Source organism: Epilithonimonas zeae (genome assembly GCF_900141765.1).
Lineage (GTDB): Bacteria > Bacteroidota > Bacteroidia > Flavobacteriales > Weeksellaceae > Epilithonimonas > Epilithonimonas zeae.
Genome location: NZ_FSRK01000001.1, coordinates 1,621,441 through 1,637,372 on the forward strand (window position 1 = coordinate 1,621,441; position 15,932 = coordinate 1,637,372).

The following is a 15,932-nucleotide window of genomic DNA, read 5'->3' on the forward strand; positions in this document are numbered from 1 at the left end:
TATTTTAAAAAAAAAATTTCGATAAATTTTATTAATCGTATCATCTAAAACATTCAACACTTAGAATTATTTTTGAATTTATTTGATTAAATCATTTTTATACTTAATATCTTGAAAATATTATCTATATCTGCTAATAAATGGTTTGGATATAGTCATGTCAAATTCACACATAGCCAAATGGCGCCAACTGAAGACAGTTGGCGCTTTTTTGCAAAATTTTAACTTATAATTTATCTACATAAAGTCTTGACATTGTTTAAATATAATTTAATCTTCATTTTTGAAATATTTAAATTAAAAAGGATCAAGGTTATATTCTTCAAAAATTGATTTAAAAACAAGCTATGTTAATTTCAGAATTGATATAACTAAATTACTTGAATATCTCAAAATATTATATTTATGCTCAAATTAAGTTTATTATCTTTTTCATAAAATTTTAATTTGATGCAGATATAAGCAAAATAATACAACAGTTATAATTTCAATAAACTATCTTTCATCAAAATCATTTATTGATGAAATGTTTTAAAATTTACATAATTCATCGAACAAAATCACTAAAAACAAAAAATAATATTTAAAATCTAATAATTTTTGTAATTTTAACTAACTACACAAATAGAATTATTATGAATAAATGTTTATTGATTATATTTTCTAAAAATTCAGATTACCATTTTTATTCAGACTATTTTTCTATAGTAAATCCATATTGATCCAACTTATAAAAAACTAAAACCACAGCAATATGAATTTTATTTTTATCAGAAATAGTTTATTGATAGGCATTAATTTATTTTGTAGTACTGTAAATGGTCAGATCAAAGATTCAAATGAAGCAGTCCAAAAAGAAGAAAATATTAAATATCCTATCCTTCAGATAAAAGGGCTTTTTCAGGCTCGCTATCTCGTGGGAATGTCCAAAGACGTAGATGTTAACGGACTTCATCATTCCGATGGCAGTGGAACAGACAACAATTTTATGTTGAAGTATATGAGAGTTCAGGCACGAGCACAAATCAGTAAACGAACTGAAGTTGTGGTTCTTGCCAACCTCGCCGATTTTAAAAATGATCCCAAATCCAGGGTTCTCGAAAATGCTTATTTAAAATACACATTTAATCCCAAATTAGCCTTTACTGTAGGACAATTCAGACCTTGGTTCGGGATTGAAGAAACTTATCCTATTGATATTATTAAGTCTTTGGACTGGTCAAATCAATATACAGAATTTGGAAAATTAGGCTGGACAAGTTTTCAGATCGGACTTTCCGCAACCGGACAATTGGAATTAGGCGAAATACCTTTTCAATACGCAGTTTCTATCGTGAATGGAAATGGAAAAAACCAGGTCAATGATAACGATAATGGAAAACAGTACTCTACCCGACTTGTTTTCGGTTTAGACAAAAAACATAATTTAAATCTTGGTTTAAATGGAGGCGTTGGAGAGATTTTTGGGAAAAAGATTTACGGTTTGGGAGTTGACTTGAGTTCACTTGTCAATTTCAATCCAAAATGGAGTTTGGATATGCAGCTGGAAGCCAAACAGGCGACCAATCATCCTTTATATTTTGCCGTCGCTCCTGAACTTAGACCAAACAATCCCGACGAATATTTAATTCGTGGCGCTTATTTTCTGCCGAATTTAAGATACGAAATCAATCACAGAAATCTGAGTGCTTTTGAATTATCCTGCCGTTATGAATATCTGGACACCAATTTCAGATTAAATTCAAATCCCAGACAAACGATTACTCCGATGTTTGGCTTAGAATTTTTGAAAAATTACGGGGCAAGAATTCAGTTGGGAGTTCAATTTGACCGATATAAACACAGCATTGCAAACACCACACAATACAACAACAATCTATTCATTGTTCAGGTACAAAGTAGATTTTAATCCTTAAAAACTAACTATTATGAAAGAAATAAACATCAAAGCTGTCGCAATCACATTTGCCATTGCTCTTATCATATGGTTTATTCCCGCTCCGGAAGGCGTGGCTGAAAATGCGTGGCATTTATTTGCCATTTTTGCGGCGACTATTTTAGGAATCATCTTAAAAGCCGCTCCGATGGGAACAATGTGTATGATGGCGATTGGATTCACCGCACTCACGCAGGTTGTAGCTCCCGGAGATGCAGGAAAATCAATCACAAAAGCACTTTCCGGATTTGGAGATAAAGTGATTTGGTTAATCGGGATTTCATTTTTTATTGCAAGAGGATTCATTAAAACAGGTTTAGGAAACCGAATTGCCTTTTTATTCATCAGAATTTTTGGAAGAAGTTCATTAGGCTTGGCTTATGGTTTAGGTTTAGCTGATGTTTGCTTAGCTCCCGCAATTCCGAGTAATACAGCAAGAGGTGGCGGAATTATTTATCCGATTATGAAATCTATGGCGATAAGTTTCGACTCAGTTCCCGATAAACCTGAGACGCATAGAAAATTGGGTTCGTATTTAACATTGAACAGCTATTATATGAATCTGATTTCGTCTTCTATGTTTCTGACAGGAACGGCGAGCAATCCGATGTGTCAGAAATTTGCAGCGAATTTGGGAATCAATATTACTTGGATGTCTTGGGCAGCCGCAGGTTTTGTTCCGGGATTGGTGGCGTTTTTTGTTGTACCATTAGTTTTATACAAATTATATCCGCCTGAATTGAAGAAAACCGGTGATGCTCCGAAAATGGCGGCTGAAAAATTAAAAGAAATGGGACCGATTTCCAAAAACGAATGGTTAATGTTATTGGCATTTTTCATTTTATTAACACTTTGGATTTTCGGCGGAGCTTTGTCAATTGATGCTACAACAACGGCTTTCATTGGCTTAACATTACTTCTTTTAACCTCCGTTTTAACTTGGGAAGATGTAAAATCTGAGAAAGGAGCCTGGGACACAATTGTCTGGTTTGCGGTATTGGTGATGATGGCGAGCTCATTGAACGAATTGGGATTTATCGGTTGGTTCAGTGATTTAATTAAAGTGAAAATCGGTGGAATGACTTGGACCGTTGCTTTTCCTGTCATTATTCTTGTATACTTTTTCAGTCATTATATTTTTGCGAGTGCGACAGCTCACGTTGCGGCAATGTATGCTGCATTGTTAGGAGTTGGTGTTGCAGTCGGAATACCTCCAATGTTGTTGGCGATGATGCTTGGATTTTTAGGTTCGATTTACGGTGTGTTAACGCATTATGGTCACGGTCCGGCTCCTGTATTTTTTGGAAGCGGATATGTTGATTTGAAAGCTTGGTGGCTTCGAGGTTTAGAAATCGGAATCGTTTTATTAATTATCTATATGGGAATTGGTGGACTCTGGATGAAAATCTTAGGCTATTATTAATTCTAAAAAATCAACAAATATGTTGTCAACCTTATCAAGAAAAATGCTGATGTGTCTTACAGGGCTTTTCCTGAGTTTTTTTCTATTGATTCATTTCTTGGGAAATCTTCAATTATTTTTACCACAGGAACAGGCGCACCTTCAATTCAATTCTTACTCGCATTTTCTGTCAGGAAATATTCTCATTAAAATTGTTTCTTATGTGTTATATGCAAGTATTATCCTTCACGCTTTGGATGGATTAATTATTACTTTAAAAAATAAAAAATCCGGAGCGAATTATCAATCCGATCAACGCGGAAGAGCCAGTAAATGGTATTCCCGAAATATGGGAATTCTTGGAACAATATTGTTGATTTTCTTAGTGATTCATTTTCAGAATTTCTGGTATGTCTACAAATTCGGAAAACCGCCTTTGGATGAAAATGGAAATAAAGACCTTTATATTCTTGTGATTACTGTTTTTAAAGAATGGTGGTATGTCATTATTTATGTCATATCAATGATTGCTTTATGTTATCATTTAATACACGGAATTTACAGCGCTGTCAGAACATTAGGATTATTTCATCCGAAGTTTGTCAAATGGTTCAAAACTGTTGGAATCGCTTATTCAATCATCATCAGTGTTGGATTTGCCTTAATGCCGATTTATATATTCTTCACTTACCGTTAAATTGAAAACTTATGATTTTAGATTCAAAAATACCGGAAGGCTCTTTAGAACAGAAATGGGAAAATTATAAAAAAACTGCCAAGCTTGTCAATCCCGCCAACCGAAAAAAATTGGATATTATCGTTGTCGGAACGGGTTTAGCTGGAAGTTCTATCGCTGCATCTTTGGGAGAAATGGGCTATAATGTGAAATCCTTCTGTTTTCAGGACAGCCCGAGAAGAGCGCATTCTGTAGCTGCACAAGGCGGCGTAAATGCTGCTAAAAATTATAAAAATGACGGCGACAGTGTTTACAGAATGTTTGTTGACACTTTAAAAGGCGGAGATTTCAGAGCCCGTGAAGCCAATGTTTATCGTATGGCTGAATGCTCTTTAAATCTTATCGACCAAGCCGTTGCACAAGGCGTTCCGTTCGGACGAGAATATGGTGGTTATCTGAATAATCGTTCTTTTGGTGGTGTCCAAGTGAGCCGGACTTTTTATGCGAGAGGACAAACCGGACAACAATTGCTTTTAGGAGCTTATCAGGCTTTGATGCGACAAGTTGGAAAGAAAACTGTTCAGCTATTTTCAAGACACGAAATGCTGGATTTAGTAATGATTGATGGAAAAGCGAGAGGAATTATTGTCAGAAATTTAGACACTGGAGAAATTGAAAGACACGCTGCACACGCAGTTATTTTGGCAACCGGCGGTTATGGAAAAATATATTATTTATCGACTTTGGCAATGGGTTGCAACGGCTCTGCAATTTGGCGGGCTCACAAAAAAGGAGCTTTGATGGCTTCCCCAAGCTGGATTCAGGTACACCCTACTTCACTTCCGCAGTCAGGAGATTATCAGTCGAAGTTAACGTTGATGTCGGAATCTTTGCGAAATGATGGCAGAATCTGGGTCCCACTAAAAGAAAATGAAGTCCGAAAGCCTAATGATATTACAGAAAAAGAGAGAGATTATTATCTGGAAAGACGATATCCTGCTTTTGGAAATTTGGCTCCGAGAGATATTTCATCAAGAGCTGCGAAAGAAAGAATTGATGCAGGTTTCGGAATCGGACCGTTAAAAAATGCAGTTTATCTTGATTTCTCTAAGGCCATTAAAGAACAGGGAAAAGAAAAAATTAAAGAGAAGTATGGAAATTTGTTTGATATGTATCTTAAAATCACCGGATATGATGCCTACAAAGAACCAATGATGATTTCGCCTTCCGCGCACTTTTCGATGGGCGGACTTTGGGTGGATTATGAATTGATGACCACCATTCCAGGGTTATTTGCGTTGGGTGAAGCTAATTTCGCAGACCACGGAGCAAACCGCTTGGGTGCAAATTCCCTGCTTCAGGCATCTGTTGACGGCTATTTTATTGCACCTTATACTATCGCCAATTATTTATCCAATGAAATCCATACCGGAAAAATTTCAACGGATGACATTGAATTTGAAAAAGCGGAAAATCGTGTGAAACAGCAAATCGAAAGTTTTATCAATATCAACGGAACAAAAACGGTTGATTATTTTCATAAAACATTAGGAAAACTACTTTACGATTACTGTGGTTTAGCCCGAAATGAAGAAGGTTTAAAATATGCCATCAAAGAAATCCGAAAACTGAAACAGGAATTCTATAAAGACGTCAAAGTTTCCGGACAAGGAAATCAAATGAATACCGAGTTAGAAAAAGCCGGTCGCGTTGCCGATTATTTTGAAATTGGCGAACTGATGTGTTACGATGCTTTAACCCGAAACGAATCTTGTGGAGCGCATTTTCGTGAAGAGTACCAAACGTCCGACGGAGAAGCTTTAAGGAATGATTCTGAATTTCAATTCATTTCAGCTTGGGCTTGGAAAGGCGAAAATAGCGAGCCGGATCTTATTAAAGAACCTTTAGTTTTTGAAGAAATACAACCTACTGTAAGAAGTTATAAATAAAGCACAGAAATTATGGATTTACATCTAAAAATATGGCGGCAGAAAGATTATCAAAGTGAAGGCAAACTGGTAAATTATAATTTGACAGGTTTAAATCCTCATATGTCTTTCCTGGAAATGCTGGATACGTTAAATGAAAGACTAATTACAGAAGGTGATGAACCCATAGAATTCGACCACGATTGCCGTGAAGGAATCTGTGGACAGTGCGGAATGATGATTAATGGCTTGGCTCACGGACCTTTGGAACATACGACAACTTGCCAATTACATTTGCGTTCTTTCAAAGATGGAGAAACGATTGTGATTGAACCTTTCAGAGCGTTGGCTTTTCCTATTAAAAAAGATTTGAAAGTTGACCGTTCTGCCTTTGACCGTATTATTTCATCCGGCGGATTTGTCTCAATTAACACTGGTCAGGCTCCCGACGCAACAGCAATTGCAGTCACTCATCAAATAGCGGAAGAAGCCTTTGATTCTGCGGCGTGTATTGGTTGTGGTGCTTGTGTTGCGACTTGCAAAAACGGAAGTGCAGCGTTGTTTACTTCAGCAAAAATAACCCATATGGTTTTACTTCCGCAAGGAAAAGAAGAACGAAGTAATCGTGTTTTAAATATGGTCACACAAATGGATTCTGAGCATTTCGGTCACTGTTCAAACACCGAAGCTTGTGAAGTGGAATGTCCGCAAGGAATCTCTGTTTTGAATATCGCCAGAATGAATTACGAATATAGCCGAGCATTGTTTTTCAAGAAGAAATAACATTATTTTTAATCAAATATTTTATCCTTAAAATCAATAGAAATTCAAATATAATCCATAAAATAACCAAATGGATTACAGAACTTAAATTATCTGAAAGCGAACCTCCGGATTGTACAATTGAGATGTATGTTTTCAAAAATGGAGAAGTCGGTAAAGTATCAGACAACATCTGAACAAACTTCGGCAAAGCCTGATACGGCATAGAATATCCTGTGATTAAAAAAATCGGATAAGACGAAAATACCAAAACCTGAAAAGCAAAAAGTTTGGTCTTGAAAAAGCTTCCTATCAACATTCCAAAGACAATGATTGTCGCAATAAATAATGCTGAAATAACAGCCAAATCAAAATAATTCCCTCTAATCTCAACTCCGAAAACGGAAAAATTCACGATTGAAAAAAACAAACCGAAAATCATAAATGCAAAGAAATAAAGTAAACTTTTCCCGAAAATCATTTTAGAAATACTTTGCCTTGAAATTTGATAAAGATTCAATAATTTATTTTCCTCTCTTTCAGAAGTAAAAGCCGCTGCAACGCCTATCAAAAGTGTTTGCTGTAAAATAATCGCCAATAATCCCGGCAAAAGAAACGAACCATATGTCATCCCCGAATTATAAAGCGGACGATAATCCATATTAATCGGATTGGTCATTTTCATCGATTCGTCCTCTCCCATTCCTTGTTTGTTGAAATACGTTTTTCTCACACCCGCTCCCACCGTCAGACAAACTTTGGTAACCGTACTTAGCAAATCGCTGGAAGGCAAAAACCTTGAGGCATTCAGTACCAGATTCACATTGGTTTGTTTTTGCGATAAAATAGCCTTTTCAAAACCGGACTCAATATAAAAATAACCTTGAACATCCCCTTGATACATCTTTTCCTGAGCGTCATTAATATCAGAGCTCGGGATAATTTCTATCATCGGCGTCGAATCAAATTGCTCCGTCAATGTTCTGGAAATCGCAGTTCCGTCGTTATCAATCAGAGCCAGTTTTACTTTTTCTTCGCCTTTATTCAGATAAATACTTCCGTACATAAATGCGTAAAGAATCGGAGCCAAAAGCAAAATCAGAAACAGACTCGAATCTTTCGAAACGTTTCTAAGTTCTCTTTTCAATATGTCGAAAATCTCTTTCATACCCGATTTTCTTTAAGATATTGATTGACTTTTTTCTGAAAAAATACAATGCTCAAAGGAAATGTAATTCCAATAAAAACCAGCAATTTGAAAATTTCCGGAGTTGCATAAGACAACGGAAGTTCCATAAAATAGAGTTTGATGAATCCGTCCAAAAAATGCGTATAAGGCATTATGTCCGCGTAAAACCGGTCGTACCAAGGCATTGCCCATCTCGGAAATGTAAAACCACTGAAAACGAAAGCCGGAGATGTAAAAAACAGAGCAACATCCGTCACAAAAAGAAGATTATTGGAAATCGCGGAAAGCATCATTCCAATCCCGATACAAGCCAAAGACATCAACGTATAAATCAGAAAAAAATTGAAATCGGTTTTGGGTTTTCCCAATTCATAAACAGGAAAAACAACGTAAGCAACCAACACAAAAAGTATCCACGAAATGCAAAGATGAGCCAACATTTTCCCGACTACAATCTGCGAAGATGAAGTTGAAATCTTAAAAAGTTCGTCGATTGTATTTCGTCTAAATTCAAGATTTAAAATTAAGACAGATGCCACAACCAAAGCCATTTGAAGTCCGACCGTAATCAATCCTGGTGTGAGATACATCTGATAGTTAAAATCCGGATTGTACAATGTTGTCGTATTCAGTTTTATAGGCTGAATCAATGTGTTTGCTTTCTCAGCGGACATTCCTTGCTTTTCAGCTTTTTGAAGAACGACCGCCAGTCCACCTTTGATAATAACTTCGGCAGCACCCTTATAAATCATTTTCGCAGGAACCAGATATGCTCCGTTGGTATAAAGTGTAATATTGGACTGATGATTTTTCTTGACATCAGATTCCATATTTTTTGGAAAATGAACTGCACCGAAGATTTTGCCTTCTTTCATCAATTTTTCAATTTCTGCATTGCTGTGAACCGTTTGAGTAAATTGAATAAACTCATTATGTTCCATCATATCGGTCAGCATACGGGAAACCTGAGATTGGTCTTCGTCCCAAACTGCCATCGGAAGTTCTTTCGCAAATTGTTTCTGATAAATAAATCCGTAAAAGAGAAAAATAATCGGTGGAATGACCAGCAAAATCACATAAAAATTCGGAATCGAAAAAATCCGTTTCCACTCCCGAATCATAATTTGGCTGATGGTTTTCAATGTTTTATTTATTTGATTTAAATCATTTCTTTACTCAAAAATAAGCTGCGCTGTCATTCCCGAGCGAAGTCCTTTTATCGAGCTTGCATTAGCAGGTTTCACTTTTATCTGGAAAGTTCTCAGTTCAAATTCACCGTTTTGTTTTTCAGGAACCCAATCTGCGTAACCCAAAGCCGGAGCTAAATCTGAAATCACACCTTTCACTTCTTCCGGAGTACAACCCGGGATTTTCATTTTCACAATGCTTCCTTTATCGATTTTGGACATTTGATTTTGACGGATATTGAATTTTACAAAAAACGAATCGTCTTTCTGAATGGTCATCATCGGATAACCTGCATTCACCATTTCTCCTTTGTTGGAAATCATTGTGGAAATTTTTCCGGAAGTCGGCGCTTTTATAGAAGCATTATCTTTGATTTCTTTTGCCAATTCATCTGCACCTTTTGCCTGATTCAGAATAGCCTGAGCCGAATTTTTAAGCTCCTGATTATTTCCTCGTTGTAAAAGCTGAACATTCAGATTTGCCGTTTCCAATTCCTTTTGAGCCGCTTTATATTTGAAATAAATCACATCTCTTTCCTGTCCGGAAATCACGCCTTCCGAATAAAGATTCTGAAAACGGGTGTAGGTTTTATTCATCAAATCCATTTGTTGTTTGGCGATTTGCTGAAGATTTTCCGCTGATTTCAAAACTTCCGGTTCTACGCCACGATTGATTTTATCCAATTGATTTTGAGCTACAATTACGGCTTCCGACATTTGCGACTGAATGGTTTCGATTTCTGAAGTTTTCATTTGGGCAACAACCTGACCTTCTTTTACTTCATCACCTTCTTTTACCAATAAATCAATCATTCTTCCCGGCAAAGAAGCGGAAACATCCACGAATTCTGCATCCACCATTCCGATGACAGTTTCTTTATTACTTTCGGAAGATTTATTTTGAAAAAGATAAATCAGAGCAATGACCAACACCATAATCGGAATAAAAACTGCCCAGTAATTTTTTATAAAGTTTTTCATCTTGTTATCAGTTTAAGGAATGTAATTGGTAATATTTTCGACGTTTCCTGTGATATAAAAATAGGTCGCAATCACAGTTTGGTAAGCCACCAAAGACGTGTAATACAATTTTTCGGCTTCATATTGGAGTTGCAAAGCATCATTTACATCTTTCACGGAGGAAAGGCTGTTTTCCATTCTTTTCCTTACCATTTCCGTGGTCGTATAAGTTTGTTTTCTTGCCGCATCAAAGGTTTCACTCTGTTCTTTGAAACTGATTAATTTATTCTCAGAAATTTTGGTTGCCAAATCCACAGATTTTTGTTTCTGGTCAATCAAAAGGTCGGCTTCTTTTATCAAGGATTGTGAAGCTAGATTTTTGGATTTCCTTTCCGGGTCAAAAAGTGTCCATTGCATTTCTATCCCGACTAGCCAAGGCGGCGTGATGAGCGGAAGGTCATTTCTGAAAAACTGATAATTTCCAATGGCGAAAATGTTTGGTCTGGAAAGAGATTTGGTAATATTATGAGTCGTTTCCGCTTCTTTCTTTTTACTTAATAATAATTTTAAATCTGCATTTTTTTCTAATGAGGGGAAAGTGGGAACTTCAATATTTTCATTCAGTTCTTCATTGATTTCTATTGGTTCGTCAAGCGAAATTCCCATTAAATCTTTCAAAGTCAAAAGTGCATTTTCTTTTTCGAGTTTCAGGTTTTTAAGATTGGTTTCGCCCTGAAGCTTTGTAATATTTGACCAGTTTTTTAGATAAGGCGGAATGATTTCAGCTTTCAGAAGACTTTGTGCATATTTCTCATTATTTTCAAGAGATTCAACTATTTTTTCCTGTTTTTGAATCATCGAATTGAGATACATCACCTGAATATAATTCAATGAAATATTATAGGCTGTAAGGTCTTGCGAAGATTTCAGATTCGCTTTTCCGCTTTCTACCTGTTGTCTAGAAAGCTCTTTTGCAGCATTGAGTTTTCCGCCCAAATAAATCGGTTGACGAGCGAGAATTCCTGCCAAGAAATAACTTTGTTTTGCAATCGCAGGATTGTAATTGGGATAAACCGCACTGATAATATCTTTGGAAGTCTGATAAATCACATTCTGCACTTGCTGAGGAAGTGGATTTCCGGTAATCTGTTGGTAAACAGCATTGGCAGAAGATGCACTTTGAGTGGCTGAACCTTCTACAATTCCGTCTTTTACTTGCTGAAGATTGATTTTGATAGGTTCTCCGATGTAATTATAACCACCAAGAAAATCGACTTTCGGAAGATTATTGTTTTTGTTGGATTGCAGAAGTTTTTCACGGGTTTCCAAAGATTGCTCCGCCAGCTTTATAACGACATTATTTTGCTTTCCTTTTTCTATACATTCCTTCAATGTATATTGCTGACAAAGCATTTTGGAAGAAAAAATCAGAAGTGAGGCAAGTAGAATTTTCCTGAATCTCATAATTTTAATATTTTCTGCAAAAACTAATTTATCATTGAGAACCCAACATTTTGGAATTCAAAATGATGAAAGAAAAAAACAGAGATAGTCTAATTCATATCAGTAAAATTGTATGAATTTTCATTTGCTTAAAGATAATAAAAAAATCATCAAAATGAAAATGATAATTACGTTTTGATATAGTATTCATAATTAATCTTTTAAAAATCATTAGTAAAAAAATAAAGGGAACTATATTTGAATGTACCAAGTTATATCATTATATAAATTAAATATAACTTCGTAAAACCTTTATGAAAAGGTAGAAGACAATCGAAATATAATAAAGTCAAATTATGCCAATTCCCACTATTCCCAAAACCTAAAAATTAAATTGCAAAATATTAGAAATTAAAGCCCAAATTAATTATAGCTAATTCTTGTTTAATTTGGCTTAATCGAATCAAATCATCGACAAAAGTGTTTGAAGATACGCTCGTCTTGGTCACTTAATTTAAAAATAAACTAATTACCTGACATATTTCACGGATGGCTTATCCATCTTTGCACTCAATCACTTAATGAGATTCAATAGCCCTAGCTTGATGGGAAATTTATAAAATGTATTATTTTATCTTGTCATAGATCAGCTTCGTTACTATCGCACCAAAAAGATAATATCCGACTGTCATAATTTTCTTCTGATTGGTTTCCGCAACCGGAGAGTCATCAAGCCCCATTTTTTGTGGTAGTACGACAGCTCCCAGACCTGCTGCTAATCCCGAGGCAATATTGAAACCACTCGTGGCTGTCGAAGCATAATAAATTCCATTACTGAAAACATCTCCTGCTAGTGTCAAACCATAGAGCTGATCTTGATCCGTAATCTTGAGGTCTACTGTATCTAATGCTTTATTTAAAGCTTCCTCTCCTACTTTATTCACTTCAGGAACATTATCAAAGTTCCTTCTGATGATCTCATGGACTAGGTTAAGGGCAATGGCGCCTACTAAGCCTGCAAGAATTTTCTTATACATATTTTATTCATTTTGGTGTTAAGCCTAGTTACATAAATTAAGCCATTGCGAGATTTTCGTTCATCATTTGATATTAGCAATTGTTGCAGTATCTTTCTATAAGGCAGTAATGAATGCGAACAAACCAAAGAATATGCCCGGCGAATTCGCGACCACGATCGGCCAGTCGCTTTTAGGTTTTTTAATATAACCATAAGTGACCCAAAGTGTACAATTGAGTGCGGCAACCAAAGGCTGAAGCCAATCACCCTTATCACCATTTAAATTATGGGCGATCTGTGGGATATATGAAAAATACATTGCCATTGCAGTCCCTGTTGCTACCCATCCTAATACCTGCATAAATTTCCCATCCATTCTATTTAATTTTAAAGTCCGGATTAAAATTGAAATTATTATGCCACTTTAGAACTTGGAAGCATTTGTTGGGCTTCGCAGATAGAAATAAAAAATTAAGGCTTTTACAAAATAGGACAAACCATTTCTTCAGATAGTTACCTTTGTTTAAATAAAGCAACCCTGCATTTATCAACAAATTGTTCAAACTTACGATTGGTATTTCGCATGACAGGTCCGTGACCAAAGCAGATAATTTTTGGGTTCAATTTTGCTAACTTCTCTAGTGACTGTATATTGCGCTGCTGATCCGAAGTGAATATCTTTGGTGGAAGCCGCAGACCAACTGCTGTAGTTAGCAGATTCATATTAGTCGCTGCATCTCCGATTATCAGCACTCCATCTTTCTCACGGAATAAAGAAATATGGCCTGCCGAATGCCCAGGCGTTTCTATTACCCGAAAGTTTCCTATCCGATCATTTTCAACTACTGTCCGGTCAACTTTATGCCCCTGGCCTGCCCAATACTTTTGCTGTAGTTTTGCCACCCAATGTTGCGGTGTTGGGTAATCAGTGGTTACCATACCCGTTTCGGTTCTGAGAACTTCGTCTGGGTGGCAAATCAATGGTATTGAGAACTCAGCGCATATCTGATCACTACAACCTTGATGATCTGCATGTGCATGGGTCAGTATATGCTGGTAAACAGAAACTTTATGAAGTGCTTTTTTTATAGTGGCATACGAACTCCGAATCCCGGAGTCTACCAATACATTCTCTATAATATAACAGTTAATACTATTTCGTGGCATCAATGAGATCTGATACACTTTGGGAGCAATTCGGCTTAACATATATTTTTTTTGCAAAACTACATTGCTGACCAGGATTGAATAAGGACATTTGTCCTATAATACGTTAGATCTCAGAAGTTGTCCCTTTGCACGCGTAAGCGATCGCTGAGTAATGCCCAGATAAGACGCCAGATCCTGAGTGGATACTCGATGAACAAGCATCTGTTCTTTGTACAGGACATGGTGGTACTTATCCATAGCAGGCTTATTGTTGTAATTCAGCAGATAACTTTCTTTCTGGTTATACTCATGCTCTACCACTGATCTTATAATTACGTTCCAAGCGGTTACCCGACTAAGGAGATGCTGGTAGTCCGTGTAGCTTATCCTGTAAATCACACTATCTTCTATAGTCCTGATATTCCTTCTGCTTTTTTCCTGGGCCACAAACTCCGAAAATGACGTAACAAATTCATTTTCAAACTTAAAACAGGTTATATTCTCTTTTCCTTCTTTGTCGATAGCATATGCTTTTACAGCACCAACAACAATAAATCCAATATAACGGCAAATTTTATCTTCCTGAATGAAATATTCTCCTTTTTTTAGATGCACCGGTTTGAAGAACTGAGCTGAAAAATTGAATTCTTCGTCTGTTAACACCCCTTTTGACAATATATAATTTTTAAATGCAGTTATCATTGTATAGTTTTAGTCCTATTACTTTACTCTTGACTGATGAAGAATATTTTTCTACAAATCTAATGAATATAACACTTTACAGAAGTTAATACCCTTATTTCTTATCTTCTTTATTTTCGTTCCAATAATAACTGTCAGGATACATTCTTTGTCCGAACACCGCAGTACCAACCCTAATAATTGTCGCCCCTTCCTCGATAGCCGTCTCAAGATCATTACTCATCCCCATAGACAGTTCTGTCATTTCTACATTAGGAATATCCAAGGAGATGATTTGCTGTTGAATATCTTTCAATAAACGGAAACAATGGCGGACTTTTTCCGTTTCTGCACTGAACAGACCTATAGTCATTAAGCCTTTTATTTTAAGAGTATTTAATTGAGCGATTTCACGAATCAGGCTTATGGTCTCGTCCGGATGCGCTCCAAACTTACTTTCTTCACCCGAAGTATTGACCTGAATAAAGATGTCCATACTTTTGTTTTCCAGCTGCAGCTTTTGGTGTAGTTTTTCGGCCAAACTTATACGATCTACGGATTGAATGCAGGTGACTTCATATTTAAGAATATCTTTGATTTTATTGGATTGCAGATGGCCGATGAAATGATTCGTATGTTTGCTATCTTTTAATACATCAAACTTTTCTTTGAGTTCCTGCACTTTGTTTTCTGCTATTAATGTCTGTCCGTTCTGCAAAGCAATCCTGATTCGCTCAGCAGAAACGGTTTTCGTAGCCAGCAAAAGCTTGACTGTATCAGGATCTCGATTGGCTGCAATACAGGCATTTTCTATTCTATTCAAAATGCTGTTCAAATTATTAATTATTTCGTCGTGCATATTTCCTCTTCTTTTTCATTTTGATCCCATTTGTTTATCAGCATTGATTTTACAGTGGTGTAAGTGTGATCTTTGGCTTCGGCAAATGAAATATCATATTGGCGTGTTATCTGCCTTACATTTTCGGGAAACACTGACAGAATACGATCATAATAGTTATCTAGAATTTCTTTTTCTGGCAGTTCATACTTTAATTTTATTTGAAATCTCCTCAACAATGCCGCGTCAATAATATCAGTATGATTGGTAGCGCAAATCAATAAGGCATTTTGCGGAAAATAGTCGATCAGTTGAATAATGGTGTTAACGAGCCTTCGCATCTCGCCGACATCTTTATCATCACTACCTCTTGATTTCCCGATCTGGTCAAATTCGTCTAAAAATAAAACCGCCTTCTCCCTTCCTGCCTTCTCAAAGATCTGCCTCATGTTTTGTGACGTCTCACCAATTCGTGAGCAAACCACATTACTGAGATTTAAAATCAATATTTTTTTATTGAGTTCACAAGCCATTGCTTTTGCTGTCATCGTCTTGCCACATCCAGATGTACCGTGAAGCAGAATTTTATTGCTAACCGGCAACCCATAACGTGAAAGTTCCTCGCTGTAGAAGTTCTCTTTCATTATTTGCATACAGACACGTCGATTGTCATCATTTAGAGAAATATCATCAAGCCTTATTTTTTCTTTATCGTCTATGATCAGATCAAATATACTCATCCTTAACAGTTACCGGCTAATAT

Annotated in this window: 15 protein-coding genes; 5 read left to right on the forward strand and 10 right to left on the reverse strand. The window is 36.2% G+C overall.

Going from position 1 to position 15,932, the window contains the following annotated elements; all coding sequences use genetic code 11:
* Positions 1-754: 754 nt before the first annotated feature.
* Genes BUR19_RS07440 through BUR19_RS07460 form a run of 5 tightly spaced genes read left to right on the forward strand, consistent with a single transcriptional unit; the run spans position 755 to position 6,725 of the window.
* Positions 755-1,909, forward strand: coding sequence for a porin (locus BUR19_RS07440; RefSeq protein WP_074234397.1), 1,155 nt, complete (start codon positions 755-757; stop codon positions 1,907-1,909).
* A 19-nt stretch (positions 1,910-1,928) separates the two neighbouring features.
* On the forward strand, positions 1,929-3,359 hold the full coding sequence (locus BUR19_RS07445) for an anion permease (RefSeq protein ID WP_074234399.1): 1,431 nt from the start codon (positions 1,929-1,931) through the stop codon (positions 3,357-3,359).
* Between the two features lie 19 nt (positions 3,360-3,378).
* On the forward strand, positions 3,379-4,035 hold the full coding sequence (locus tag BUR19_RS07450; protein ID WP_074234402.1) for a succinate dehydrogenase cytochrome b subunit: 657 nt from the start codon (positions 3,379-3,381) through the stop codon (positions 4,033-4,035).
* Positions 4,036-4,046: 11 nt separating this feature from the next.
* On the forward strand, positions 4,047-5,963 hold the full coding sequence (locus tag BUR19_RS07455; protein WP_074234404.1) for a fumarate reductase/succinate dehydrogenase flavoprotein subunit: 1,917 nt from the start codon (positions 4,047-4,049) through the stop codon (positions 5,961-5,963).
* Positions 5,964-5,975: 12 nt separating this feature from the next.
* Positions 5,976-6,725 carry a succinate dehydrogenase/fumarate reductase iron-sulfur subunit gene (locus tag BUR19_RS07460; RefSeq protein WP_074234406.1) on the forward strand — a complete coding sequence of 250 codons (750 nt, stop codon included), beginning with the start codon at positions 5,976-5,978 and terminating at the stop codon, positions 6,723-6,725.
* Here BUR19_RS07460 and BUR19_RS07465 read toward each other — a convergent pair.
* From BUR19_RS07465 to BUR19_RS07510, 10 genes are all read right to left on the reverse strand, one after another.
* On the reverse strand, positions 6,712-7,872 hold the full coding sequence (locus tag BUR19_RS07465; protein WP_074234408.1) for an ABC transporter permease: 1,161 nt from the start codon (positions 7,870-7,872) through the stop codon (positions 6,712-6,714). The two genes, BUR19_RS07460 and BUR19_RS07465, sit on opposite strands and share 14 nt — an antisense overlap.
* Positions 7,869-9,035 (reverse strand): ABC transporter permease, encoded by a 1,167-nt coding sequence (locus BUR19_RS07470; protein WP_245799036.1) that lies wholly within the window; start codon positions 9,033-9,035, stop codon positions 7,869-7,871. The genes BUR19_RS07465 and BUR19_RS07470 overlap by 4 nt, the downstream gene beginning before the upstream one ends.
* Before the next feature lie 30 nt (positions 9,036-9,065).
* The gene (locus BUR19_RS07475; protein WP_074234411.1) at positions 9,066-10,061 is read right to left on the reverse strand and encodes an HlyD family secretion protein; all 996 of its coding nucleotides are present in this window, start codon (positions 10,059-10,061) and stop codon (positions 9,066-9,068) included.
* Positions 10,062-10,073: 12 nt separating this feature from the next.
* Positions 10,074-11,504: a TolC family protein gene (locus BUR19_RS07480; protein ID WP_083600688.1), complete on the reverse strand. Its 1,431-nt coding sequence runs from the start codon at positions 11,502-11,504 to the stop codon at positions 10,074-10,076.
* A gap of 605 nt (positions 11,505-12,109) precedes the next feature.
* Positions 12,110-12,520, reverse strand: coding sequence for a hypothetical protein (locus tag BUR19_RS07485; RefSeq protein ID WP_074234413.1), 411 nt, complete (start codon positions 12,518-12,520; stop codon positions 12,110-12,112).
* 96 nt (positions 12,521-12,616) lie between these two features.
* Positions 12,617-12,877 carry a SemiSWEET family transporter gene (locus BUR19_RS07490; RefSeq protein WP_074234415.1) on the reverse strand — a complete coding sequence of 87 codons (261 nt, stop codon included), beginning with the start codon at positions 12,875-12,877 and terminating at the stop codon, positions 12,617-12,619.
* Between the two features lie 137 nt (positions 12,878-13,014).
* The gene (locus BUR19_RS07495) at positions 13,015-13,710 is read right to left on the reverse strand and encodes an MBL fold metallo-hydrolase (protein WP_074234417.1); all 696 of its coding nucleotides are present in this window, start codon (positions 13,708-13,710) and stop codon (positions 13,015-13,017) included.
* 54 nt (positions 13,711-13,764) lie between these two features.
* The gene (locus BUR19_RS07500; RefSeq protein WP_074234420.1) at positions 13,765-14,352 is read right to left on the reverse strand and encodes a Crp/Fnr family transcriptional regulator; all 588 of its coding nucleotides are present in this window, start codon (positions 14,350-14,352) and stop codon (positions 13,765-13,767) included.
* 94 nt (positions 14,353-14,446) lie between these two features.
* Positions 14,447-15,190, reverse strand: a complete 744-nt coding sequence (locus BUR19_RS07505) for a YggS family pyridoxal phosphate-dependent enzyme (protein WP_074234422.1) — start codon at positions 15,188-15,190, stop codon at positions 14,447-14,449.
* On the reverse strand, positions 15,175-15,909 hold the full coding sequence (locus tag BUR19_RS07510) for an AAA family ATPase (RefSeq protein WP_074234423.1): 735 nt from the start codon (positions 15,907-15,909) through the stop codon (positions 15,175-15,177). Before BUR19_RS07510 ends, BUR19_RS07505 begins: the two co-directional genes overlap by 16 nt.
* Between the last annotated feature and the right edge of the window lie 23 nt (positions 15,910-15,932).